General features: G+C 74.1%; 12 protein-coding genes. 3 read left to right on the top strand and 9 right to left on the bottom strand.

The genetic code is table 11. The features are described 5' to 3' along the window. The first annotated feature begins 6 nt into the window (after window positions 1-6). On the top strand, window positions 7-1,506 hold the full coding sequence (locus ACZ6I3_RS24950) for a vWA domain-containing protein (RefSeq protein WP_469417489.1): 1,500 nt from the start codon (window positions 7-9) through the stop codon (window positions 1,504-1,506). Window positions 1,507-1,652: 146 nt separating this feature from the next. Continuing rightward, complete coding sequence (locus ACZ6I3_RS24945; protein WP_469417487.1) at window positions 1,653-2,375, top strand: chaplin; 723 nt, start codon at window positions 1,653-1,655, stop codon at window positions 2,373-2,375. Window positions 2,376-2,566: 191 nt separating this feature from the next. Here ACZ6I3_RS24945 and ACZ6I3_RS24940 read toward each other — a convergent pair whose 3' ends face one another. After that, complete coding sequence (locus ACZ6I3_RS24940; protein ID WP_469417485.1) at window positions 2,567-3,835, bottom strand: NAD(P)-binding domain-containing protein; 1,269 nt, start codon at window positions 3,833-3,835, stop codon at window positions 2,567-2,569. After that, complete coding sequence (locus ACZ6I3_RS24935; protein WP_469417483.1) at window positions 3,835-5,103, bottom strand: carboxylate--amine ligase; 1,269 nt, start codon at window positions 5,101-5,103, stop codon at window positions 3,835-3,837. Before ACZ6I3_RS24935 ends, ACZ6I3_RS24940 begins: the two co-directional genes overlap by 1 nt. 169 nt (window positions 5,104-5,272) lie before the next feature. On the opposite strand from ACZ6I3_RS24935, the gene ACZ6I3_RS24930 reads away from it, so the two are divergent. After that, on the top strand, window positions 5,273-6,547 hold the full coding sequence (locus ACZ6I3_RS24930; RefSeq protein WP_469417481.1) for a glycoside hydrolase family 26 protein: 1,275 nt from the start codon (window positions 5,273-5,275) through the stop codon (window positions 6,545-6,547). A 29-nt stretch (window positions 6,548-6,576) separates the two neighbouring features. Here ACZ6I3_RS24930 and ACZ6I3_RS24925 read toward each other — a convergent pair whose 3' ends face one another. Genes ACZ6I3_RS24925 through ACZ6I3_RS24895 form a run of 7 tightly spaced genes read right to left on the bottom strand, consistent with a single transcriptional unit; the run spans window position 6,577 to window position 14,897 of the window. Next, window positions 6,577-7,233 carry a YveK family protein gene (locus ACZ6I3_RS24925; protein WP_469417479.1) on the bottom strand — a complete coding sequence of 219 codons (657 nt, stop codon included), beginning with the start codon at window positions 7,231-7,233 and terminating at the stop codon, window positions 6,577-6,579. After that, window positions 7,230-8,414, bottom strand: coding sequence for a glycosyltransferase (locus ACZ6I3_RS24920; RefSeq protein ID WP_469417477.1), 1,185 nt, complete (start codon window positions 8,412-8,414; stop codon window positions 7,230-7,232). Before ACZ6I3_RS24920 ends, ACZ6I3_RS24925 begins: the two co-directional genes overlap by 4 nt. A gap of 1 nt (window position 8,415) precedes the next feature. Next, a complete protein-coding gene (locus ACZ6I3_RS24915) occupies window positions 8,416-9,180 on the bottom strand; it encodes a polysaccharide deacetylase family protein (RefSeq protein ID WP_469417475.1) in 765 nt (254 codons plus the stop codon). Next, entirely contained in the window at window positions 9,164-10,873 is a 1,710-nt protein-coding gene (gene murJ / locus ACZ6I3_RS24910) for a murein biosynthesis integral membrane protein MurJ (RefSeq protein ID WP_469417473.1), read from the bottom strand. The genes ACZ6I3_RS24915 and murJ overlap by 17 nt, the downstream gene beginning before the upstream one ends. Then, the gene (locus ACZ6I3_RS24905) at window positions 10,870-12,219 is read right to left on the bottom strand and encodes an O-antigen ligase family protein (protein ID WP_469417471.1); all 1,350 of its coding nucleotides are present in this window, start codon (window positions 12,217-12,219) and stop codon (window positions 10,870-10,872) included. Before ACZ6I3_RS24905 ends, murJ begins: the two co-directional genes overlap by 4 nt. Window positions 12,220-12,222: 3 nt before the next feature. Further along, window positions 12,223-13,650, bottom strand: coding sequence for an exopolysaccharide biosynthesis polyprenyl glycosylphosphotransferase (locus ACZ6I3_RS24900; RefSeq protein WP_469417469.1), 1,428 nt, complete (start codon window positions 13,648-13,650; stop codon window positions 12,223-12,225). Next, window positions 13,647-14,897, bottom strand: coding sequence for a glycosyltransferase (locus ACZ6I3_RS24895; RefSeq protein ID WP_469417467.1), 1,251 nt, complete (start codon window positions 14,895-14,897; stop codon window positions 13,647-13,649). The genes ACZ6I3_RS24900 and ACZ6I3_RS24895 overlap by 4 nt, the downstream gene beginning before the upstream one ends.

Below are 14,897 nucleotides of genomic sequence, written 5' to 3'. Positions count from 1 at the left end.
CGGACGATGGAGCGGTACCGGACACGAAAGCTGTTGCTCGCCGTCACGGCGGCGAGCGGACTGCTGCTCACCGCGTGCAGCGGAGGCGCCGACAGCAGCGTGGGCGACAAGGCGGCGGTAGACCGCGACGGCCACAGCGCGCCCAGCCGGGGCTACGAACCCGGCGAGGAGGAGGACGACCGCCGGGAGAACCCCCGCCACCTCTCCACCTTCGCCCTCGACGTCGACACCGCCTCCTACGACTACGCCCGCCGCGCCCTCGGCGAAGGCCGGTTCCCCGACCCCTCGACGGTCCGCCCCGAGGAGTTCGTCAACAGCTTCCGCCAGGACTACGAACGCCCGGACGGCGACGGCTTCTCGGTCACCGTCGACGGCGCCCGCACCGACGACGAGGACTGGTCCCTGGTCCGCGTCGGCCTCGCCACCCGGACCGAGGAAGGCACCGGCGAACGCCCGCCCGCCGCCCTCACCTTCGTCATCGACGTCTCCGGCTCCATGGCCGAACCGGGCCGCCTGGACCTCGCCCAGGAGTCCCTCGCCGTGATGACGGACCGGCTGCGCGACGACGACTCGGTCGCGCTCGTCGCCTTCAGCGACGAGGCCGAGACCGTCCTGCCCATGACCCGTCTCGACGGCAACCGCGACGAGATCCACGACGCCATCGCCGAACTGGAGACCCGGAACTCCACCAACCTCGGCGCGGGCGTCGAGACCGGCTACGAACAGGCCGTCGAGGGCCTGCGCAAGGGCGCCACCAACCGGGTCGTCCTCGTCTCCGACGCCCTCGCCAACACCGGTGACACCGACGCCGACGCCATCCTGGAGCGGATCTCCGGCGAACGCCGCGAGCACGGCATCACCCTCTTCGGCGTCGGCGTGGGCAGCGACTACGGCGACGCCCTCATGGAGAACCTCGCCGACAAGGGCGACGGCCACACCGTCTACGTGTCCGACCCCGGGGAGGCCCGCAAGGTCTTCAGCGAGCAACTCCCGCGCCACATCGACCTCACCGCCCGCGACGCCAAGGCCCAGGTCGCCTTCGACCCGGAGACCGTCGAGGAGTTCCGGCTGATCGGCTACGACAACCGCCGCGTCGCCGACGAGGACTTCCGCGACGACCGGGTCGACGGCGGCGAGGTCGGCCCCGGCCACACCGTCACCGCCCTGTACGCCGTCCGCACCGAGCCGGGCGCCGAAGGCCACCTCGCCACCGCCACCGTCCGCTGGCTCGACCCGGATACCCGCGACCCCCACGAGGAGTCCGGCGATCTCGAGGCCGACGCCCTCCACGACTCTGTCCGTGACGCCCCGAGCCGCTTCCAGGTCACCGCGGTGGCCGCCTGGTTCGCCGACGCCCTGCGCTCGGGAGGCGCCCGCGTCCCGGGAGCCCCGGCCGGCTTCGGGGAACTCGCCGACCACGCAGACGCGTTGGCCGACCGCACCGGGGACGGGGACGTGGACGAACTCGCCGAGGCCATCGAACAGGCGGCCCGCGGACGGGATTGAGAAGCCTCCCGGCCCTCGTCCGCACGGCGGGCCAACCGGGTGAACCTGCGGAACCAATCCTCCCGCGCCGGGTTGATGAGGCAGTAGAGCGGGCGGCGCTGCGGTTTTCACCGCTGCCCCATTCTTCAAGCAGGAGGACGACCACATTGCGACAGACCCTGAGCAAGGGAGCGTTCGCGGCGGCCGCCGCCACGGGGATTCTGTCCCTGTACGGCAGCCCCGCCCTGGCTGACGCCGATGCGTCAGGAGTGGCGAAGGACTCCCCTGGTGTGCTCTCCGGGAACAGCGTGCAGGCGCCGGTCCACGTGCCGGTGAACCTGTGCGGCAACACCGTCAACGGACTCGCGGCGCTCAACAAGGCGATCGGCAACTCCTGCAAGAACACCTCGCACAAGCCGAAGCACCACGACGCGGACGCGGGCGCTGACGCGTCGGCGGTCGTGAAGGGTTCTCCCGGTGTGGGCTCCGGGAACAATGTGCAGATCCCGGTCGACGTGCCCACGAACGTGTGCGGCAACTCCGCCAACGGCGGGGCGTTCTTGAACTCGACGTACGGCAACGACTGCGAGAACGAGTCGTCCGGCGGCGGCTACGGCCACGACCACGGCCACGACACCCCGTCGACGGACGAGGAGAAGACGCCTCCGGTCAAGGAGGTCCCCACCCCGGACGAGGACGAGCCGTCGAGCTCCACGCCGGACACCGAGGACTCTTCCGTCACCGAGGAGGAGGAGGTCGAGGAGGGCACGGTGCCCCAGCTCGCCGAGACCGGCAGTGAGGCCATGGCCGCCGCGTCGGCCGCCAGCGCCGCCCTGATCGTCGGCGGAGTGATGATGTACCGCCGCGGGCGCACCACCGCGTCCCGCTAGCCGCTCCCGGGTGCCGGACGCGGTCCGTCCGGCACCCACCCCGCCCCACCCGCACCCCCCGTCGCTCGCGATCCGGGGGGTGTCGGCCGTCCCGGCGCCCCCATGCCCCGGCCGCGGGCCCCCGCACAGGAAGACGGGCCGCTGACGGCTCCGTAGCCGTCAGCGGCCCTGGGCCACCGTGCGATGTGCCGTCAGCGGCGCACCGGCGAGGGCGACTCGGTCCGGTTGCCGTCCACGGGCGCGGGGACGGTGCCGGCCGCGGGCATCGCACCGAGCCGGCGGCGTACGCCGCCGACGAGCGTCGACGCCGTGAAGCCCGCGCCCTGGACGAAGCGCATGGCCGGGCCGAAGCCCGAGGCCGTCACCAGGCCCGCGAGGAACAGGCCCGGGTGGGAGGACTCGAAGCCGTGCCCGACCAACGGGGAGCCGTCGGGCAGTGCCGCCAGAGTGCCGCGCAGCTCGGGGGCGAGCAGTCCGAGCCGGTCGCAGCGCGCCCGGAACCCCGTGGCGGCGATGACGTGTTCGGTCTCCAGGCTGCGCGGGGCGCCCGTACGGCTCACCGTGTCCAGCCGGACCCCGCCCGGCACCGCGGAGGCCGCGGCCACCTCATGGCCCGGCAGCAGTTCCACCACACCCTCGACCCGGTCCCGCACCCACCACGCGCCCGCCGGTCCCAGCGCTGTGGTCGCGATACGGGCCCGGGTCGGCTCCGGCAGCCGCCGGAACAGGCCCGGGCGCTCCGCGTAGAACCAGTTCCGCCAGCCCGGGCCGAGGCCGCTGTGCGGGGAGCGGGCCGACTGCCACCAGGGGCGCTCCCAGGGCGGCGGCACGTCGTTCCACACCAGCTGTTCCGCCCGGGCCAGCACCCGCACGCGCGTGCCCTGTTCGGCGAGCAGCGCCGCCGTCTCCAGGGCCGCCTGACCGCCGCCGATCACCGTGACGTCCTTGCCGCGGAACCGGTCGAGGTCGCTGTGGTGGCTGCTGTGCGTCACCAGCGCGGGGTGCAGTCCGCGCAGGGCCTGCGGTACCTCGACGAACGGCATCACACCGACCGCCAGGGCCACCGCCCGCGCGTGCACCTCCTCCCCGTCCTCGGCGACCGCCGTGAAGCCGCCGGGCCCGGCCGACACGCGGGTCACCGTGCGCTCGTCCACCCCTGGTACGGCGTTGCGCGCGAACCACAGGCCGTACTGTGCGAACGCCTCGACCGGGATCGGCTTCGCGTGCCGTGCCGTCAGCCCCTGCTCCGCGCAGTAGACGTCAAGACGCCACCGCCCGGCCGGGTCGGAGAGGTTGGACGCCCACGGCTCCGACTTCAGGAACATGCCGCGGGGCATGTTGTCCCGCCAGGACGCCATGGGCCGGCCGAACACGCGCAGGTTCAGCCCGGCGGCCGCGGCGTGGGACGCGATCGACAGGCCGTACGGGCCTGCGCCCACCACCAGAAGGTCGTACACCATCAACTGCTCGCTTTCTCGTTGTCGGTCAGGGAGGGCGAGGCTGCCCGGGGGATCAGCCGCGGCGCCGGCTCCGCCACCGCCGGCGTCGTCGTGCCCAGCCGTTCACGCAGCCGGCGGGACACATGCCGGCACCACAGGGCCCACATGACCCGTCCGGGGGAGCGGTCGTCCCCGGCGTACCAGGCCAGTTCGCGTTCGCGGCCGCCCGGCGCCGCGCTCAGGGCGGCCAGCGGCGCGTAGTTCTCCACCACGAAGGTCCGCCCGGCCAGCGGGGACCCGTCCGGCAGCGGACAGCCCGTCATGTCCAGGTGCAGGGCCCGGACGACGTCGAGTCCCGCGCTGTCCGCGAAGAGCCGGAACTGGGCGCCGGTGCGCGGGTTGAAGTCGAGCAGGTGGTAGCGGCCCGTCGTGCCGCAGCGGCGGAAGTCGAGGTCGAGGATGCCCCGGTAGCCCAGCGCGTCGACGAGCCGCTCGGCCAGCGCCTGCACCTGGGCGTTGGGTGTCCAGCAGCCCACCGCGGTCAGTCCCGCCCCGCGCGGCCAGGCCAGTTGCTTGCGGCCGGGACCGCCCGCGCGCACGGTCCCCGCGTGGTCGGCGTAGCCGTGGAAGAACCAGTCCCGGTCCGGCCCCGGTGGCAGATACGCCTGGAGCAGCAGCCGGCTGCCCGCCTCGCCGGTGCGCACGAAGAGTTCCCGGGCCTGCTGCACGGACCGCACCAGCACCGTGCTGCGCAACCCGCTGCCGGCGGGCAGCAGCCAGGGCCGGCTCCACTTCGCCACCACCGGCAGCCCGAGCCGCCGCATGGCGTCGGCGACCTCCGCCGGGCTGTCCGGGACCAGCGTCTCCGGGTACGGGACATCGGTGGCCGCGCACACGGCGGCCAGCTCCGCCTTGTCGGCGACACGCTCGGCCAGGGCGTGCGGCATCGCCGGCAGCAGGTAGGAGGGCGCGAGTTCGTCCCGCATCCGGCTCACGGCGATCGCGGTCGCGTCGTCCATCGGAACCAGGACGGCGGGCCGCCCGACGTGGTCGGCGACGCGGCGCAGCACGGCGAGGATGTCGTCCGGGGAGGCTCCCGGCGGTGGCGGGGAATGCATATGGCGTACGTAGCGTGACGCGCCGACGGGACTTCCCGCGGAATCCGCGACGACGTGTACGTCCACGCCCGCCCTGCCGAGTGAACGCGCGGCCCCCAGCGTTCCGTGGTGAAAAGGGTTCCGGTCGATCCGCATTACTACAGCGGGGACGCGGGTGTCGAGCAGCGACACGAATTCTCTCTTTCTTTTCGTTCGGCTCACCCGCACGGGCGAGCCCGGCAACTCGAAAGCCGCAACGGCGGTGGCGTCATGGGCTTTTCTGTGACTGACTTCGTATGACTGCCCGTCAATAACAAAAGCCGGGGCAGTAGTCCGGACGAGAGCGAATAAAGGAGCAGGCATGGCCCCACAGCAGAAGCGGGCCGGTGTCCGCCGGCTGGCCCTGGGGGCGGCGGCGGTCGCCGCGTCGGCCGCCCTGGCGTCCGGCCCCGTGGCCGGGGCGGGGGTGGCGCGAGCCGCCGAACCCCGGGCTCCGGCGCCGACCCCGCCGCCGCCCGTGGCCACGCCCTCGGCCCTCACACCGTCGGCCGTCACACCGTCGGCCGTCCCCGAGCCGTCGACGCCGGCCCCGGCAGCCACCATCCCGGCGGCGGGCGAGGAGGCCCCGGCCTTCGGTGTCTTCCTCAAGTCCGACGCCCGCGGCGTGGCCCGGATGCCGCTGTTCAGCCACTGGCTGGGCGGTACGGAGCTGCGCGCCGGCCACACCTATCTGCCGGGCCACCGCTGGCGCGACATCGAGGGTGCTCCCGGGTTCCTCGACGTATGGGCGCACTGGCGCAACAAGAAGGCCGACCGGATGCTCGTCCTCAACGTCCCCATGCAGGAGCGCAACGAGGAGGGCGTCTCCGACGGCGAGGTCCGGCGGCTGCTGCAACGGGGCGCGGCCGGGGAGTTCGATCACCACTTCCGGGTCCTCGCCGAACGGCTGGTGGAGTTGAAGGTGCCGGACACGGTCCTCGTGCTCGGCTGGGAGATGAACGGCACCACGTACACCCATCGCTGTGGGCCGGACCCGGAGGCCTGGAAGAAGTACTGGAACAGGATCGTCACCACCATGCGTTCCGTGCCGGGCCAGAAATTTCGGTTCGATTTCACGCCGAGCCGTGGCCGCGACGCCGTTCCCTGGACGAAATGCTATCCGGGGGACGACACCGTCGACATCATTGGCATGGATTCCTACGACCAGCCTGCCGGGATGTCGTTCGAACAACAGGTGAAAGAGCCCTACGGGTTGCAGGACCATGTGGATTTCGCCAAGGCTCACGGCAAGCCCATTTCCTATCCGGAATGGGGGCTCTTCCGCAACGGTGACAATGCCGATTACATGCGCGACATGCTCTCCTGGATGGAGGAGCACAAGCCGCTCTACAACACGCTGACCGACTACTGCCCGCACGGTGTGTGGCAGTGCGGGGCCAACCCGAAGTCGTCCCAGCTCTACCGGTCCGTCCTGTTCGGCCGTACCGACCAGGCGGCCCCGCCCCTCGAGCCCACCCCGAAGCCGACCCCGCCCGGCACCCAACCGCCCCCGGCGGGCTGCACGCCGCTGGACCTCGGCAGCTGGGTGGAGGAGTGGCTCGGCGGGAAGCTCTGCCTGCGCTTCGACTGGTGGTAGTCCGGCTGATCCGCTCGGGCCCGCCGCCGTCACCGTTGTCCGCGGACATCGGCGGCGGCGGCCGGGCTCGGCACCGAGGGGGCCGGGGCGGGTTCGTCCTCCTGGCCGTTCCTCCGCGGCCGCGCCAGCAGGGCCAGTCCGCCCAGCAGACCGCCCGCGCTCGCACCGACCAGACCGGTCACCGCCGTCGACGTGGAGGTCGGCTCGCTCGGCTCCACCGCCCGCGAGAACTGCACGAGCCGCACGTGGGTGTTGCCCCGGGTGTCGTCCGCGTGCCGGGTCAGCGAGCGGGTGACCGCGTTGGCCATGTCGACGGCGAGGCCCGGGCGCGAGGAGGTGGCCGAGACGGCGACCATCGGCGCGTCCGGCGACGTCGCCGTGCGCACACTGCGCTGCAGGGTGCGCACCGGCACGCCCGCGTACACCTGCGCGTCCCCGAGCACCGCGAGCTGCGTGGCGACCCGGCCGTACGCCTGGGCGAACCCGAGGGCGGCGTCCGGCGAGGACTTCCCCGCGGGCACGGCGATGACGTAGCTGGTGGCCGTGTAGGTCGCGGGGGTGAGCAGGCCGTACGAACCGCCGAGCAGGCCCCCGGCGAGGGTGCCGGCCGCGACCACGGACCACAGGGGAAGCTCCCTGAGGCGAGCCAGGGACAGGCGGCGCTGACGGATCGGAGTGTCGGTCATGAGGAGTCGGCTCCCGGAGACGAAGGGGATGAAGGGGAAGAGGGGGAAGAAGGGGGAGAAGGGGGCGTCGAACTGGAGACCGCCGCGGCGTACACGTCGGTGAGACGGGCCGCGCAGTGGGTGATGCTGTAGTGCCGCGCGACCTCCGAGGCCGTGCGCGGCCGGGCACCGGCCGCCCGTACCTCGGCGATCGCGCGGGCGTATGCCTCGGGGCCGCCGCTCACCCGCCGGGCACCGGCGGCGGGCGGCCGTACGTCCTCGATGGCCGGGCAGGAGGCGTAGAGCACGGGCAGTCCCGCCGCCAGGGCCTCCACGGCCGCCAGTCCGAAGGCCTCCTCGGTGGACGGGGACGCGAGCAGGTCCATGGCCGAGGTGAGCGAGGGCAGGTCGGGTCCTGACGAACCGTCGGGCAGGTAGGGACGTTCGCCGGTGAACACGACCCGCCCGGCCACACCGGCCTCCTGGGCCGTGCGGCGCAGGAAGGGCTCCTCGGGGCCGCCGCCCACCAGCAGCAGCCAGTGGTCCTTCGGGAGCAGCGTGAGCGCGCGCACGAGGACGTCGAACCGTTTCCCCCGGCTGAGCCGGCCGACGCCGCCGACGACCCACGCGCCCTCCGGCAGGCCGAGCCGGCGGCGGGTGTGCTCCCGCCGCTCCGGGTCGAAGCGGAACCGGTCCAGGTCGATGCCGTTCGGGACGACCTCGATGCGCGGCGCGGGGACGCCCCAGCGCTCCAGGCGGCCGGCCACCGTCGACGAGACGGCGACCGTCGCCGAACCGAGCCGCTCGCTGGCGAGGTACAGCCCGCGCACCCCCGCCGTCAGCCTGCGGCCCTCCATCTGCGAGTCGCCCAGGGAGTGCTCGGTGGCGACGACCGCCCGGACCCCGGCCAGGCGCGCGGCGAACCGCCCGTAGACACAGGCCCGGTACAGGTGCGTGTGCACCAGGTCGTAGCCGCCGGCGCGGATCAGCCGGACCAGCCGCGGCAGCGCGCCCAGGTCGCGGTTGCCGCCCATGCCGAGGTGCGTGACGCTGACCCCGTCGGCGGTGAGACCCTCGGCGACCGCCCCGGGGTTGGTGAGCGTCACGACGTCGCAGTCCACGGGCAGATGACGCAGCAGCAGCCGCAACTGCTGCTCGGCGCCGCCGACGCCGAGGCCGGTGATGATGTGCAGAGCCCTCATCTCACAGGCCTTCCACCGGGCGCCGGCGCAGCCGGTGCAGCCGGTGCTTGAGGTGCAGGCGCATGGTCGTGTCGTTCTGGCCCACGTGCACCCGCGGCAGGGCGTGCGGGCCGGTCAGCGGGCCCGGGTCGATGGCGCAGGCGTAGGTGTAGCCCGCTTCCCGTACGGCCTCGACGGCGCGGGCGTCGACCGTGCCGTACGGATAGCAGAAGCCGTCGACCCAGGCGCCCGTCAGCTCCGTGAGCAGCGCCCGGCTCTCGCCGACCTCCGCCCTGAGGGTGAGGTTGTCCGCCCGGGTGAGGTCGACGTGCGTCAGTCCGTGCGAGCCGATCTCCACGCCCTCGGCGGCCGCGTGCCGGATGCCGTCCGCGGTCAGCAGCGGCTTGCGCGGGCCGAGCGGGTCCCAGGCGTTGTCGCCGCCGAGCCGCCCGGGCAGCACGAAGAGGGTCGCGCGGCAGTCGTGGCGGCGCAGCAGTGGCAGGGCCTCGGTGACGAAGTCGGCGTACCCGTCGTCGAAGGTGAGCCCGACCAGGCCCCGTGCCTCGCCCCGGGCGCGGGCGGCGAGCAGCTCGGCCACGGACACGCCCCGCAGCCCCCGGCGGCGCAGCCACGCCAGCTGCCGGTCGAGCCGCTCGGGCGTGACCGTGATGCGGTACGGGTCGTCCGAGCAGTCGCCCACCGAGTGGTACATCGCCACCCAGGGGACGGGGCCCTTGGGCGGGGCCGGGGGTCTGCCGGTGTCGAGGGAATCAACGGAAGCGGCCATGTGTGAGCCTTCGTGTGACGGCGCGTAGGGAGCGCAGAGCGGACGCGGAGCCCTGGGCACCGAGGGCCCAGGTGAGCGGGACGAAGACGAAGGTCACGGTCAGGAAGCCGGCCGCGAGGCCCGCCGCGGGGGAGTCCGGCAGGCTCGCGGCGAACGCCCCCGCGAGCGTGGCGACGACGGCCGCGCCCGCCAGCCTGCCCAGCTCGGCCAGGACCTGCGGGACCCGGACCGAGACGCTGTGCGGGCTGTCGCGACGCCCCGTGCGCAGCCCGCCGAGCAGCAGGGCGGCCGTGACGGTGATGCCGAGGGCGTTGGCGGCGGCGATCCCCGCCACGCCCCAGGAGTGCACGCTCGCGGCGCCGACGAAGGACGTCACGGTGATGCCCGCCGTCATCGCGCCCAGGGGATACCAGCTGGCCCGGCCCGCCGAGAAGTAGGAGCGCACGAGGGCGCCCACCAGGGTCTGGCCCAGCAGTCCGAGGGCGTAGACGCGCATGACGTCCGCTGTCGCCGCGGTGTCGCCCGCGGTGAACGCGCCCCGCTGGAAGAGCAGTTCGATCATCTGCGGGGCGCAGGCGATCACCGCGCACATGCCCAGCAGCACCAGAGCGGCGGCGAGCGCCAGGTCCCGCTCCACGCGGCTGCGGGCCCGCGCGGTGTCGCCGTCCGCGAGCGCCCGCGCCACCACCGGGAAGGTCACCGTGCACACCATCAGCGACAGCGTCATCGGGATCTGGGCGACCTTCTGCGCGTAGTTCAGATGCGAGATGGCACCGGCGGGCAGACCGGAGGCGAGGAAGCGCTCGGCGAGGACCTGCGACTGGCGGCACAGCGCGAAGAGCAGGACGGCGGCGACCAGCGCGACCTGCATCGGCCGCTCCTCGACGACGGCCCCGGCCTTGGCGAGCGGCCGCGTGGGCGAGGCCAGTCGCCGCCACAGCGCGGGCACCTGCACCGCCACCATCAGACAGCCGCCCGCCGCCACCCCGACCGCGGCGGAGCGCACGCCCCAGCCCTCGCCGAGGAGGAACATCGCGGCGATGATGCCGGTGTTGTAGGCGACGTAGATCGCCGCGGGCGCGAGGAAGCAGCGGTGGGCCCGCAGGGCGGCGCTGCAGTACCCGGCGAGCCCGAAGGCCAGCACGCAGGTCGCCGTGATCCGGGTGCAGTCGACGGCGAGCCGCGGGTCGGGCAGCCCGGGTGCCAGGGCCTGGACCAGATAGGGAGCGGTGCCGGCGACCAGCGCGGCCACCGCGGTCAGGGCGAGACACAGCCGGGGCAGGGTGGCGCGGACCAGATCACGGACCGGGTCGCCCGGGGCGCCCCGGGCGCGGCGGGCCAGCGCCATGCTGAACGCCGGGATCAGCGCGATCGCCAGCCCGTCCTCGATGAGCAGCGTGGCGGCGAACTCCGGCACGGTCCAGGCGACCAGAAAGGCGTCCGTGTCGCTCCCGGCGCCGAACAGCCGTGCCAGCGACTGGTCGCGCACCAGGCCGAGCAGCGAACCGGCGATGGACAGCGACGCCGTCACCAGCGCGGCCCTGGCCAGGAAGCTTCCGGAGGCCTGCGCCGACGCCGAGGCGGCCGGGTCGGCGCCGTCCCCGGCCCTGACGGCGGCACCGGCACGCGCCGGGGGCACGGTCGTCGCGCCGTCCGTCTCGGGACCGGGGGTCTGCGAAGGCACCACCGTCATCGCGCCATGGCCTCCTCGGCGCGCTCCCGCACCCCTCCCCGGGGCAGGTCCGCGACGTCCGTACGCGCGTCGCCGGCCAGCGCCCACCACGCCACGAGCCCCATGCCCACGGCGATCAGCACGGTCGAGGGACCGCCGATGTCTCCGTACACGAAGTCGGTCAGCAGCCAGACCAGCAGTCCGCAGGCGACGAGCCCGCAGTCGAGGCCCGGGCCGCGGTCGCGGACGCGCAGCAGCCGCCGCACCCCGCACACCAGCAGCGCCAGCCAGCTCCCGGCGAGCGCGAGCAGCCCGATCAGGCCCTGCTCGCTCAGCACCAGCAAGTACATGTTGTGCGGCGACAGCAGCGGCTGCCGCTGGTACGCCACTCCCGCGCCGTCGGTCTCGCTGCCCGACGACAGCGCCAGCGTGGCGTGCCCGTCCCGGTACTCGGGAAAGCCCTTCAGCCCGACGCCGGTCAGCGGGTGCCCGCGCCAGATGTCCGTGGCGGACGCCCACAGGGTGTACCGGTCGACGACGGACTGGTCGGGGGTGTCGGCGACCTGGGCGATGCTGTCGATCCGCTGCTGCAGCAGCGCCGAGCCCACGCCGAACCCGCCCACCAGGATCACGCCCGAGGCGACCGCGGCCGCGACCACCTTGAGCGCGCGCCGCCAGCCGGTCAGCACCAGTTGCACGGTGCAGGTCAGGGCGGTCGCGATCCAGGCTCCCCGGCTGAAGGAGAGCGCGAGCGGCAGCATCAGCGCAAGCGCGCACCCGGCGGCGATGACCCGCTGCCGTACCGACACCCGGCCCAGCGCGATCCCGACCGCGCACACCAGGCCCAGCGAGACCGCCGTCGCCATGCCCATCACGTCCTGCGGCCCGAAGGTGCCCACCGCGCGGATGTTCGCGCCCTGGTAGGAGGCGCCGGTCCGGGTGACGAACTGGTGGACGCCGACGGCTCCCTGACACAGCCCGAGCCCCACGAAGGACCAGGCCACCGTCCGGAAGCCGGCCCGGTCGCGGAGCAGGAGCAGCACGGCCGCCGGGACGAGGACGAAGGTCTGCAGATAGCGTCCCAGGCCGGTGAGCCCGGCCTCGGGCGAGAACGCCCCCATGGCGGCGATCGCGAGCCCCACGACGGGCAGGCCCAGCACCACGGCCGCGGCGGGCGACAGCGGGCGCCGCCGCTCGCGCAGGAGACGGATCACGCAGTAGACCACCACGAGCCCGGAGAGCACGTCGGCGGGCCCGGCGCCGTCCGGTGTCCGCGGCAGGGCCAGCAGGGCGGGTACGGCCACCACGGGCAGGGCCGGGGTCAGCGCGACGACGCGGCGCGGGAGCGGTGTCAGTGCGAGGCTCACCGCTCAGCTCCCCGTCGGCCGTACCACCGTGGCCGCGGTGCGCAGCAGGATGCACACGTCCTGCCACAGGGACCAGTCGTCGATGTAGGCGTTGTCGAACCGGCAGCGGTCCTCGATCGAGGTGTCGCCGCGCAGCCCGTGGATCTGGGCGAGGCCGGTGATGCCGGTCCGCATGCGGTGGCGGACCGAGTAGCCGGGGTAGGTCTGGCCGAACTGGGCGACGAAGTAGGGGCGTTCGGGCCGCGGCCCGACCAGGCTCATGTCGCCCCGGAGCACGTTCCACAACTGGAGCAGCTCGTCCAGCGAGGTGCGCCGCAGCATCCGGCAGAACCAGCGCATCTCGCCCTCGTTCGCCACGCTCCACCGGGTCGCCGACTCGTGCTCGTCGACCGGGCGGTGCGTACGGAACTTCAGCAGCGTGAACGGCTCCCCGTTCCTGCCGATGCGCTCCTGCCGGAACACCACGCCAGGACCGTCGCCGATCCGCAGCGCCGCGGCGAAGGTCAGCAGCAGCGGGCTGACCAGAAGCAGCAGCGCCCCCGACACCAGGATGTCGAGGGCCCGCTTGCCGGCGCTGCCGTGCCGCGCCGGGGACAGGTCCAGACGCCGGCAGGAGAACCCGGCCAGCCGCTCCCGCGTCGCGTACGACGGGGAGTCGGCGTCGACTTCCCAGACCACGCAGCCCGACTCGGCCAGCGCCCGCAGCAGCGGCTCCTGTTCGGCGCGCACCGAGGGGTGCACGGCCAGCACCGCCCGCACCCCGTTCTGGATGACCGCCCGCTCGACCTCCTCGGCGGTCGTCAGCACCGGCAGGGTCTCGGTGCCGTCCGGCTGCCCGGCGACGATCCCCACCGGCCGTACGCCGCAACGCGGTTGACGCAGGACGGCGGCGGCCACGCGTTGCGCGGTCGCGACCGGGCCGAGGACGAGCGCGGTGTGCGGGTGGCGCAGCAGCGCGGCGCGCCGCCGCGCGTGCACGGCTCCGCGCAGCACACAGGCGGCCGCCGCCTGCAGCGCGAGCCCCGCCAGCACGGTACGGAGGGACAGCGCGTGCTCCGGCCGGTACGCCGCCAGGAGCGCCGCGAGCGCCAGCCAGGCCACCGCGATACGGCCGCACACGGCGGGCAGTTCCTCCAGCAGCCCCGGTACCGGCGGCCGCCCGTCGCGTCGGCGCAGCAGCAGGGAGAGGAGGATCAGCAGGGTGACGAGCAGTGGCTGGCGCGGGGCCTCGGCGAGCACCGGCGCGCCCGCCAGGGCGGCGACGCCGTCCGCGGCGAGCAGCGGGACGGGCGAGGCCGGCCGGGCCGGGCCCCGCGGGGCGGACAGCCGGAAACCGGTGGCGGTGCCGCGCGGCGGCATGACCGAGACTGGTGAGGATCCGTGCTCCCGTGGCGGTACGCCGGGGGAGGGCACGGTACGTTCGGCGGTCACGAGTGGATGGACTCCCTGTACTCGGTGGGCTCGACGCGCTGCGTCGTCCGGTTCGGTTCGGCGCCACGTCCGGTGTCGGGCCGCTGACCGTGCTCAGCGCTGGGGATGGCGGCGGTCCACGGGCCGAGCAGATCGCGGTAGACGTCCGAGACGGCCTCGGCGGTGTGCCGCACGTCGTGGGTCGACAGCACGTGCCTGCGGCCCTGGTCGCCGAGCGACTCGCGCAGCAGCGGATCGGTCAGCAGCTCGGTGACGGCCCCGGCCAGCGCCGCCGGGTTCTCCGGCGGGACCAGGCACCGGGCGGAGAAGGCGGGCGGCAGGCTCTCGCGGGCACCGTCGACGTCCGTGACCACCACGGGCCGCCCGCAGGCCATGGCCTCCAGCGGCGCCAGGGCCATGCCCTCCCAGCGGGACGGCAGGACGACGAGGTCGGCGACCTGGTACCAGGGCGAGGCGTCGGTGACGGCTCCCGCGAACACCACGGATTCCGGGGCGTCTTCGCGCAGCCGGTCGTGGTCCGGTCCGTCGCCGACCAGGACGAGGCGGGCGTCGGGCACCCTGCGCACGACGTCGTCCCACGCCCGCAGCAGGACGTCCTGCCCCTTCTGCCGGCACAGCCGCCCCACGCACACCACGAGCGGTGCCGCCGGGTGGAGGCCGGCCAGCGGCGGGAGCCCGGAGCGTACGAGACCGGCGGTGGCCGGGTGGAAGCGCCGCGGATCGATCCCGTTGGGGACGACGGTCCAGCGGCCGGTGATCCGGGCGCCCATGCCGGTCGCCCGCTCCGCCTCGCTCACACACACCGTGCGCGAGGCCCAACGCGCCCCCCAGCGCTCCCACATGAGCGCCAGGGCCGCGGTGCCTCCGCCGACCGCCTCGAACGACCAGGCGTGCGGCTGGAAGACCGTCGGGATCCGCCCGCGCACCGCGAGGCGTCCGGCGAGTCCGGCCTTCGCGCTGTGCGCGTGCACCAGATCGGGACGCACCTCGTCGATCACCCGGGCCAGATGCCGTACCTCCCGTACGAGCGAGGTACCCGGCGACCGCGTCGCGTGCCAGTGCCGTACGCGCGCGCCGAGGGTGCGCAGTCTCGCGGTGAGCACGCTGTCGGGGCAGGCCACGGTGACGTCGAGGCCGTCCGACAGCTGTGCCGCGACCAGGTCCGTCACGACGCGCGCCACGCCCCCGTCCACCGGTTGGGTGAGGTGCAGGACTCTGGGGTTGGGGGCGGTGGATGACAGATGCAT

This window comes from Streptomyces sp. NPDC041940 (genome assembly GCF_055589465.1).
The sequence above is the reverse complement of the archived record's forward strand: the minus strand, read 5'-3'. Positions and strand labels throughout refer to the sequence as shown.

Coding starts and splice junctions, on each gene's coding strand:
- ACZ6I3_RS24950 (WP_469417489.1), top strand. CDS start 7: ATGGAGCGGTACCGGACACGAAAGCTGTTGCTCGCCGTCACGGCGGCG.
- ACZ6I3_RS24940 (WP_469417485.1), bottom strand. CDS start 3,835: ATGGTGTACGACCTTCTGGTGGTGGGCGCAGGCCCGTACGGCCTGTCG.
- ACZ6I3_RS24930 (WP_469417481.1), top strand. CDS start 5,273: ATGGCCCCACAGCAGAAGCGGGCCGGTGTCCGCCGGCTGGCCCTGGGG.
- ACZ6I3_RS24925 (WP_469417479.1), bottom strand. CDS start 7,233: ATGACCGACACTCCGATCCGTCAGCGCCGCCTGTCCCTGGCTCGCCTC.
- ACZ6I3_RS24920 (WP_469417477.1), bottom strand. CDS start 8,414: ATGAGGGCTCTGCACATCATCACCGGCCTCGGCGTCGGCGGCGCCGAG.
- ACZ6I3_RS24915 (WP_469417475.1), bottom strand. CDS start 9,180: ATGGCCGCTTCCGTTGATTCCCTCGACACCGGCAGACCCCCGGCCCCG.
- murJ (WP_469417473.1), bottom strand. CDS start 10,873: ATGACGGTGGTGCCTTCGCAGACCCCCGGTCCCGAGACGGACGGCGCG.
- ACZ6I3_RS24895 (WP_469417467.1), bottom strand. CDS start 14,897: ATGCATCTGTCATCCACCGCCCCCAACCCCAGAGTCCTGCACCTCACC.